Source organism: Spirillospora sp. NPDC000708 (assembly GCF_040299565.1).
In the GTDB taxonomy this organism is placed as follows: domain Bacteria; phylum Actinomycetota; class Actinomycetes; order Streptosporangiales; family Streptosporangiaceae; genus Spirillospora.
Genome location: NZ_JBEPCJ010000157.1, coordinates 1 through 8792 on the forward strand (window position 1 = coordinate 1; position 8792 = coordinate 8792).

The 8792-nt window shown below is 75.1% G+C and carries 10 protein-coding genes and 1 pseudogene; 10 read left to right on the plus strand and 1 reads right to left on the minus strand.

The window, feature by feature from the left end; translation table 11 throughout:
- From ABT299_RS50495 to ABT299_RS50510, 4 genes and pseudogenes are all read left to right on the plus strand, one after another.
- Nucleotides 1-305: pseudogene (locus tag ABT299_RS50495) on the plus strand (hypothetical protein); the annotation flags it as partial.
- Nucleotides 302-739: a roadblock/LC7 domain-containing protein gene (locus ABT299_RS50500; RefSeq protein ID WP_190867163.1), complete on the plus strand. Its 438-nt coding sequence runs from the start codon at nucleotides 302-304 to the stop codon at nucleotides 737-739. The pseudogene ABT299_RS50495 and the gene ABT299_RS50500, both read left to right, overlap by 4 nt.
- A 7-nt stretch (nucleotides 740-746) precedes the next feature.
- Nucleotides 747-1133 carry a DUF742 domain-containing protein gene (locus tag ABT299_RS50505; RefSeq protein WP_190867162.1) on the plus strand — a complete coding sequence of 129 codons (387 nt, stop codon included), beginning with the start codon at nucleotides 747-749 and terminating at the stop codon, nucleotides 1131-1133.
- Nucleotides 1114-1704, plus strand: a complete 591-nt coding sequence (locus ABT299_RS50510) for a GTP-binding protein (protein ID WP_190867159.1) — start codon at nucleotides 1114-1116, stop codon at nucleotides 1702-1704. Before ABT299_RS50505 ends, ABT299_RS50510 begins: the two co-directional genes overlap by 20 nt.
- Here ABT299_RS50510 and ABT299_RS50515 read toward each other — a convergent pair whose 3' ends face one another.
- On the minus strand, nucleotides 1705-2271 hold the full coding sequence (locus ABT299_RS50515; RefSeq protein WP_190867157.1) for a TetR/AcrR family transcriptional regulator: 567 nt from the start codon (nucleotides 2269-2271) through the stop codon (nucleotides 1705-1707).
- 72 nt (nucleotides 2272-2343) lie between these two features.
- Between ABT299_RS50515 and ABT299_RS50520 the strand changes: the two genes are divergently transcribed.
- The 6 genes from ABT299_RS50520 (at nucleotide 2344) to ABT299_RS50545 (ending at nucleotide 8626) form a co-directional block, all read left to right on the plus strand.
- Nucleotides 2344-3486: an acyl-CoA dehydrogenase family protein gene (locus tag ABT299_RS50520; protein WP_387027032.1), complete on the plus strand. Its 1143-nt coding sequence runs from the start codon at nucleotides 2344-2346 to the stop codon at nucleotides 3484-3486.
- A gap of 91 nt (nucleotides 3487-3577) precedes the next feature.
- Nucleotides 3578-3958, plus strand: a complete 381-nt coding sequence (locus tag ABT299_RS50525; RefSeq protein ID WP_500255217.1) for a hypothetical protein — start codon at nucleotides 3578-3580, stop codon at nucleotides 3956-3958.
- Nucleotides 3945-5624 (plus strand): cyclic nucleotide-binding domain-containing protein, encoded by a 1680-nt coding sequence (locus ABT299_RS50530; RefSeq protein ID WP_500255218.1) that lies wholly within the window; start codon nucleotides 3945-3947, stop codon nucleotides 5622-5624. The genes ABT299_RS50525 and ABT299_RS50530 overlap by 14 nt, the downstream gene beginning before the upstream one ends.
- 30 nt (nucleotides 5625-5654) lie before the next feature.
- Nucleotides 5655-6404 (plus strand): IclR family transcriptional regulator, encoded by a 750-nt coding sequence (locus ABT299_RS50535; protein ID WP_500255219.1) that lies wholly within the window; start codon nucleotides 5655-5657, stop codon nucleotides 6402-6404.
- A gap of 69 nt (nucleotides 6405-6473) precedes the next feature.
- A complete protein-coding gene (locus ABT299_RS50540; RefSeq protein WP_500255220.1) occupies nucleotides 6474-7418 on the plus strand; it encodes a PDR/VanB family oxidoreductase in 945 nt (314 codons plus the stop codon).
- 11 nt (nucleotides 7419-7429) lie between these two features.
- The gene (locus tag ABT299_RS50545; RefSeq protein ID WP_500255221.1) at nucleotides 7430-8626 is read left to right on the plus strand and encodes a cytochrome P450; all 1197 of its coding nucleotides are present in this window, start codon (nucleotides 7430-7432) and stop codon (nucleotides 8624-8626) included.
- Nucleotides 8627-8792: the final 166 nt, after the last annotated feature.

The following is an 8792-nucleotide window of genomic DNA, read 5'->3' on the forward strand; positions in this document are numbered from 1 at the left end:
GCGGACGGCCGGGGCCGGCCGCCGCGGACCCGGAGGCGGCCGCGGGCGAGTCGAGCGAGGTGACGGGCCGGCTCCCCCGCCGGGTGCGGCAGCGCAACATGGCGCCGCAGCTGCGCGCGCGGCCCGCGCCGGGGCCCGCCGACCCCGGCCGGGCCTGGGGCGGCGGGCCGGACGAGGAGTACGAGGAGCCGAGCCCGGAGGTCAACCGGGACCTGATGTCATCGCTACAGTCGGGATGGCTTCGGGGCAGGGACGACGACGATCCGGACGATCGCGATCCACGCGATGAATGGGGGCAGGGATGACGCAGCAGGGCCACGCCACCGGAGAGCTGGACTGGCTGCTGGACGATCTGGTCGAGCGGGTCGGGGAGGTGCACCAGGCCGTGCTGCTGTCGCGGGACGGCCTGGTGATGGGCGCCTCCGGCGGGGTCACCCGCAAGGACGCCGAGTTCCTCGCCGCGCTGTCGTCGGGCTTCCACAGCCTGGCCAACGGCGCCCGCGAGCACTTCCAGGCCAAGCAGGTCCGGCAGACCGTCGTCGAGCTGGACGGGCTGCTGTTCTTCGTGATGCCCGCCGGCAACGGGAGCTGCCTGGCGGTGCTGAGCGACGCGGGCGGCAACGCCGGGCTGGTCGCCTACGAGACCACCATGCTGATCAAACGGGTGCGGCGCCAGCTCGGCACGGCGCCGCGGGCGCAGGACGCGGCCGACCCGTCGCAGGCCGGCGCCCCGGGCTGAGCCGGCCGTGGAGACTCCGAGAGAGCGCTGGGTCGGCGCGGACGCCGGCCCGATCGTGCGGCCCTACGCGGTGACCCGCGGGCGGACCCGCCCCCACGGGATCGCCGTCGACATGGTCACGCTGGTCGTCGCGACGGGCCGCACGCCCGGCGAGCGGGTGTGGCTGTCGCGCGAGCAGCGGCGGCTGCTGGAGCTGTGCCACCGCCCCTCCACCCCCGCCGACCTGGCCTCCGACACCGACCTGCCGCTGCGGGTCGTGCAGATCCTGCTCGCGGACCTGCACCACTACGGCCTCGTCGAAGAAGTCCCGCAGGCCGGGCCGTCCGGGCAGGGCACCGGCCGTCCCGACCCGAAGATCCTGATGAGAGTGCTCGATGAACTCCGCCGCCTATGACCCCACAGCGCCCGCCGAGGACCTCCCCGCGCACACGCTGAAGATCCTGGTGGCGGGGGGTTTCGGCGTCGGCAAGACGACCCTGGTCGGCGCGGTCAGCGAGATCCGCCCGCTGCGCACCGAGGAGGTCCTCACCGACGCGTCCGTCGGCGTGGACGACCTCGGCGGCGTCGAGCGCAAGACCACCACGACCGTCGCGATGGACTTCGGGCGGCTCACCTTCACCGGCGGCGTCCGGTTGTACCTGTTCGGCACGCCGGGGCAGGAGCGGTTCTGGTTCATGTGGGACCAGATCGCCTACGGCGCCGTCGGCGCGATCGTGCTGGTCGACACGCGGCGGCTGCCGACGAGCTTCGCCTCCATCGACTTCTTCGAGAACCGGGGGATCCCGTTCGTCGTCGCGGCGAACGTCTTCGACGGCGCCCGCCGCTACACCCCCGAGCAGATCGCCGACGCCCTCGACCTCGACCCGGACGTCCCGGTCGTGCTGTGCGACGTGCGGCACCACGACTCGGCCAAGAACGTCCTGATCCGGCTGGTCGAGCACGCCCTGCAGTCGGCGACGGCGTGATCAGGCGGTCGTCCGGGCGACGATGAGGGAGGCGAGCGCGGCGTAGGCGGCGGAGTCGTCCAGGCCCGTCTGCGCCTTGATCTCGCCCCGGTGGATCGACTCCATCACCTGGCCGGCGACGGCGCCGACGAACGCGGCGTCCGCGGCGTCCGCGCCGGGTGCGGCCTCGCGGACGAGCTCCTGCACGCGCCGCGCGGCGATCAGGGTGTTGCGCTTGTAGATCTCGCGGGCCGGGGCGAAGGCGTCCAGGTCGGCGAAGAAGGCGGGCGAGGCGGGCGCGAGCTCGGCGGAGATGGCCCGCAGGTAGGCGCCGACCCGCTCGCGGGGCCCGGCGCTCGCGTCCACGACGGCCTCGACGCGCTCGGTGGCGCGGCGGAAGAACGCCCGCACCACGGTCACGATGATCTGCTCGCGGCTGGCCGCGACGGCGTACAGGGTGCTCTTGGAGCAGCGCAGGACGGCCGCCAGCTCGGCGACGCTCAGCTCGGCGAACCCGCGGTCGAGGAACACCTCGATGAGCCGCTCGACCAGCTCCGCGCGCCGCCGCTCCGCCCGCGTCTCCGTCATCCCGTGACAGTACCAAAAAGGATTCTCTGGTACCCGTTCTGGTACCGTGCAGGTGGCGAAAGGAGTCCGCGCATGCCCGCCACCCGGCACCTGCCCACGTCCGAGTCCGAGGACCTCCTCGCGCTCACCCGCGAGATCGCCGCCAAGGAGCTGGCGCCGCGCGTCGCGGACGCCGAGCGCGCCGGCGCCTTCCCCCGCGACGCGTTCACCACGCTCGGCCGGGCGGGCCTGCTCACGCTCCCCTACCCCGAGGAGTTCGGCGGCGGCGCCCAGCCGTACGAGATCTACCTGCAGGTGCTGGAGGAGATCGGCGCGGTGTGGGCCAGCGTCGGGGTCGGCGTCAGCGTGCACGCGCTGTCCTGCTTCCCGCTGTTCGCCTTCGGCTCCGACGAGCAGCGCGCCCGCCGGCTGCCGGACATGCTCTCGGGCGAGCGGCTCGGCGCGTACTGCCTGTCGGAGGCGCACGCCGGGTCCGACCCGGCCGCGATGCGCGCCAAGGCCGTCCGGGACGGCGACTCCTACGTCCTCAACGGCGCCAAGGCGTGGACGACGCACGGCGGCAAGGCCGACTTCTACACCGTCATGGCCCGCACCTCCGACGAGGGCTCGCGCGGCATCTCCTGCTTCCACGTCCCGGCGGACACCCCCGGCCTGGAGTTCGACCAGCCCGAGGACAAGATGGGCCTGATGGGCTCCACCACCGCGACGGTCAGGCTGGTCGACGCGCGCGTCCCGGCCGGCAACCTCATCGGCGGCGAGGGGCAGGGCCTGTCCATCGCGCTCGCCGGCCTGGACGCGGGCCGCCTCGGCATCGCCGCCGTCGCCACCGGCCTCGCCCAGGGCGCCCTCGACCACGCCGTCGCCTACGCCAAGGAGCGGGAGGCGTTCGGCAGGCCGATCATCGACCACCAGGGCCTGGCGTTCGTCCTCGCCGACATGGCCGCCGCGGTCGAGTCGGCCCGCGCCACCTACCTGTCGGCCGCCCGGCTGAAGGACGCCGGCCGCCCCTACGGCCGCGAGGCGTCCATCGCCAAGCTGGTCGCCACCGACAACGCGATGAAGGTGACCACCGACGCCGTCCAGGTCCTCGGCGGCGCCGGCTACACCCGCGACTTCCCGGTGGAGCGCTTCATGCGCGAGGCCAAGGTCATGCAGATCTTCGAGGGCACCAACCAGATCCAGCGCCTGGTGATCTCCCGCCACCTCGCCCGCTGAATCGCCCGCCGAGTCGCCCGTCTCCGGGCGGAGTGCGCGTTCTGTACGACGCGTCACAGTGCGTCCCCGCGCGGGCGCCTAGCGTCGGAGCATGTGGCAGTTCGTGCTGTGGGGAGTCATGGGAGCCGTGGCGAACCGCACGCTGGCCTTCCTGGAGGCGAACCGGCGCACCGCGCGGCCGCCGTGGAAGTACCCCGGCGGACCGGGCGGCGGGTACTACCTGTTCGCCTGCGCGCTGCACTGCATGCTCGCCGCGATGGTGACCTCCGCCGCGGCCGCCAGCGACATGATCACCGCGCCCTGGGCGGCGTTCGCGCTCGGCGCGGGCGCCCCGGCGGTCCTGGCCAAGCTCGGCCGGTACGCGCTGCTGGCCTTCCCGCCCGGGCGCGTCGGCGAGGACGGCGACCACGAGGACGAGGACGACGGGCCTGACCGGGCCGGACTGACTGGGGGACGCAATGCCGAGTCCTGACCGCGCTTGGCGGCGGCTGCTGGAGGCCTTCTCCGATGCCCCGGCCGGCACCGCCGCCCGCCGGGCCGCCGCCCGCCGGACCGCCGCGCCCACCGTCGAGCGGGGGCCGGGCCGCCGCCTGCTGGAGGCGTTCTCCGACGCCTCCCCGGCCTTCGCCGCGGCGGGTCCGCGACCCGTCTCCGCGGGCGGACCGGCCGTCGGCCGCGCTCTCGTGTGGGGCCTGGTGGTGATCGGCGTCCTCGGCGCGGTGTGCACGGCGTGGGCCGCCGCCGCGACGGGGACGCTCGCCGCCGGGCTGGTCGCCGCCCTCACGTTCGCGGTGCTGGCCCTGTTCGCCGCGCCGCTGGTGGAGTTCGCGCGCGCACGGGCGGCGTCGTCCGCCGGGACGCGGGACCGCGACGCCGGGATCGCCGAGCAGCGGGACAGCTTCTGGCACGCCCTCGCCCCCGACGACCGGCGCGCCGTCCGCGCCGCCGCGCGCCCCCGCACCTACGGCCCCGGCACGCCGATCCTGCGGCAGGGGCACACGGCCGACTACGTCGTCGTCCTCCGGTCCGGCTGGACGAAGGTCCGCGTCGACCGGGCGGGCGAGGAGCGGATCGTCGCCGTGCGCGGTCCCGGCGACCTCGTCGGCGAGCGGGCGCTGTTCGCCGACGACACCTGGTCCGCCACGGTCATCGCGCTGGACACGGTGCGGGCCCTCGTCGTCGCGGCGGACGACTTCCGGCCGCTGGTGGAGAGCCGTCCGGGCGTGCAGTCGGTGCTGGAGAAGCAGGCGTACGACCGCGCCGCCGAGGAGGCCGGCCGCACGACGAGCACGGAGCTGGCCGACACCCAGCGGCGGCTGGCCGCGCTGTTCACCACCCTGTCGCGGGCGCGGGGCCGCACGCTCCCGGTGACGGGCGGGGAGCTGGCCGGCTGGACGTCGTCGTCGCCGGCGGCCGTCGACAGCGTGCTCGCCCGGTGGGACGGCGAGGGCCTCGTCCGCGCCGGGTCCGCGACGATCGACGTCCTCGCCCCCGACCGGCTGGAACGCCTCACCGCGGCGGGCGAGCCTCCGGGCCCGCCGTCCGGCGCCCCCTTCCTGACCGGCCAGGACTGCACGGTGATGTTCGCCGACGTGGTGGGCTTCGGTTCGCCGGAGCGGACGGAGTCGGACCGCGCGGCCATCCGCGGCGTCCTGTTCCGGTCGCTGGAGGACGCGTTCGAGTCCGCCGGGATCCCGTGGGCCGCGTGCCATCACGAGGACCGCGGGGACGGCGCGCTGCTCGTCATCCCGCCGGGCGTCCCCGCCGGGGCGCCCGCGGGCCCGCTGGCCAGGGCGCTCGCCGACCGCATCGCCCGGCACGACGGCGGGGCGGACGCGCCCCGGCGGTTCCAGGTGCGGGTCGCGGTGGACACCGGCCCGGTGCACGCGGGACCGGGCGGGATCACCGGGGCGGTGCTCGGCCGCGCCGCCCGGCTGCTGGACGCGCCCGTGCTGCGGCGCCGGCTGGCACCGGGCGCGGCCGTGCTCGGCGTGATCGTCTCCCCGCTCGTGCACCGCGCCGCCGGCGGGACCGCCCCGGAGTTCGAGCCCGTCGAGGTGCGCGGGACGAAGGACGGCGCCACCGGCACCGCCTGGCTGCGGCTGTTCCCGGCGCCCCCCGGGGCCGCGGCGACCTGACGCGGACCGCGTACGGGGCAGAATGGCGGGGTGGCACGTGATTCCGTCCTGACCAGGGCGGTGCGGATCTTCGACGCCTTCGATCCCGACCATCCGTCGCTGTCGGTGTCGGAGATCGCGCGGCGGACCGGCCTGCACGTCGCGACGGCGTCGCGGCTGGTCGAGGAGCTGGTGCGGCACGGGCTGCTGGCGCGCGACGAGCGGCGCCGCGTCCGGGTCGGCATGCGCATGTGGGAGCTGGCGTCGCGGGCCGCGCCGACGCTCGGGCTACGCGAGGCCGCGATGCCGTACATGGAGGACCTGCACGCGGTGATCGGCCACCACACCCAGCTCGGGGTCCTCGACGGCCGCGAGGTGCTGTTCGTGGAGCGGCTGTCGATGCCGAACGCGGTGATCAACGTGACGCGGATCGCGGGGCGGCTGCCGCTGCACGCCTCGTCCAGCGGCCTGGTGCTGCTCGCGCACGCCCCGGCGGGCCTGTGCGACGAGGTGCTCGCCGGGGACCTCGCCGCGTTCACGCCGAAAACGGCGGTGGACCCGCGCCGGCTGCGCGCACTGCTCGCCGACGTCCGCCGCGGCGGCGTCGCGTTCTGTCCCGGGTACATCGACGAGCGCGCGACCGGCATCGCCGTGCCGGTCCGGGGATCAGGCGGCGACGTGATCGCGTCGCTGTCGGTCGTCGTCCCGAACGACGGGAACGCGCGGGCGCCGATCCCCGCCCTGAAAGCGGCGGCGCGGGGCATCGCGCGGGCCGTGGGCGATTCGTCTCTCACCAGATGAGAAGGCCGTGGCCGGGGCGCCGCGCCGGAGGCGATTCTCGAGGCCGTATCCGGACCTTGAGGAGGCCCCATGGCGGACACGGCCCTCGAACTCCGCGTCGCCGCCAAGGACCGGGCGGCCGACGGCGTCGTGACGCTGGCGCTCGCCCGTCCCGACGGCGGCCGGCTGCCGGACTGGGCGCCCGGCGCGCACGTCGACCTCGTCCTTCCGAACGGCCTGACCAGGCAGTACTCGCTCTGCGGCGACCGCTGGGACGCGCGGACGTACCGGGTCGGGGTGCTCCGGGAGCCCGGCGGGCGCGGCGGGTCGGCGTTCGTCCACGACGAGCTCGGCGTCGGCGACCCGGTCGAGATCGGCGGTCCGCGCAACAACTTCCGGCTCGTCCCGTCGGACCGGTACCTGTTCATCGCGGGCGGGATCGGGATCACGCCGCTGCTGCCGATGGTGCGGCAGGCGGAGATGCTCGGCGCGGACTGGCGGCTGCTCTACGGCGGCCGTTCGCGGGCGTCGATGGCGTTCCTGGACGAGCTGGAACCGTATGGCGATCGGGTGACCGTCGTCCCGCACGACGAGCAGGGACTCCTCGACCTGGCCGCGTGGCTGCCCGGTGAGGACCCGTCCACCAAGGTCTACTGCTGCGGCCCGGCGCCGCTCCTGGAGGCCGTGGAGGAGCGCTGCGCGGGCTGGCGGCGCGGGCTGCTGCGCACCGAGCGGTTCGTCGCCCGCGAGAGCGGCGCCGTCCGCGACGAGCCGTTCGAGCTGGAACTGCGCCGCACCGGCGTGACGGTCACCGTCCCGCCGGGCCGGTCGGTGCTGGACGCCGCCGGCGCCGCCGGGGTGAGCGTGCTGTCGTCCTGCCGGCAGGGGCTGTGCGGGACGTGCGAGACCGCCGTCCTCGGCGGCGTGCCCGACCACCGCGACTCGATCCTCGACGACGACGAGCGGGAGGCCGGCGACTGCATGTTCGTGTGCGTGTCCCGGTCGCGCAGCGAACGCCTCGTCCTGGACCTGTGAAAGGAAACGCCATGAGCACCGTGCAGGCTCCGCCCGCGATCGACGCCGACCCGTTCGGGCACGAGCACCTCGAAGACCCGCTGCCGCTGCACGAGGCGCTGCGGGAGGCCGGTCCCGTCACCTATCTGACCAGGTACGGCGTGTTCGCGCTGGCCCGCTACGAGCACGTGCGCGCCGCGCTGACCGACTGGCAGGGCTTCCAGTCCGCCGCCGGTGTGGGGCTCAGCGACTTCCGGCACGAGAAGCCGTGGCGGCCGCCCAGCCTGCTGCTGGAGGCCGACCCGCCACGCCACGACGCGCCGCGCGCCGTCCTCGCCAAGGTCCTCGGCCCGCGCGCGCTCCGGCGCCTGCGCGAAGCCTGGTTCGCCGACGCAGAACGGCTCGTCGACGAGGTCCTGTCCGACGCCGAGTTCGACGCCGTGCCGCGCCTGGCGGAGGCGTTCCCGCTCCGCGTCTTCCCCGACGCCGTCGGCCTCGGACGCGACGGGCGCGAGAACCTCCTCCCCTACGGCGACCACCTGTTCAACACGTTCGGCCCGGACAACGACCTCGTCCGGAAGGGCCGAGCACGCATGCCCGACGTGCTGGGATGGGTGAACGCCCAGTGCGCACGCGACCGGCTGTCATCCGACGGGTTCGGCGCGCAGATCTGGGCGGCGGCGGACCGGGGCGACATCACGCCCGAGCAGGCTCCGCTGATCGTGCGGTCGCTGCTGTCGGCCGGCGTCGACACGACCGTCCACGGCCTCGCCGCCGTCCTCTACGCGTTCGCGGCGAACCCCGGCCAGTGGCGGCGCCTCCGCGACGAACCGCACCTGGCCCGCACCGCGTTCGACGAGGCCGTCCGCTGGCAGTCACCCGTCCAGACGTTCTTCCGGACCGCCGTGGGCGACCAGGAGATCGGCGGCACGGTGATCCCGGACGGCCGCAAGATCCTCATGTTCCTCGGCGCCGCCAACCGCGACCCGCGCCGCTGGGACGACCCGGACGCGTTCGACCTGGCGCGCGACCCGTCCGGCCACGTCGGCTTCGGCATGGGCCTGCACCAGTGCGTCGGCCAGCACGTGGCCCGCCTGGAGTCGGAGGCCCTCCTGACGGCCCTGGCCCGCCGCGCGGACCGCCTCGAACCGGCCGGAACGCCGACCCGCCACCACAACAACACCCTCCGCGCCTGGAAGTCCCTCCCCCTCCGCGTCCACCGCGCCTAGACCCGGCTGAACACACGAACGGAAGGCCAGAACCCAGCCACCTCACGGGCAGGCACGCGGAGCGAGCGCCAGCGAGCGCAGCGGGCCTGCCCGACGGGTGTGGGGGGGTTTTACCCCGGCGGGGCAACGGAGAGGGGGAAAAAGCCCCCAAAACGGAACGGGGGTT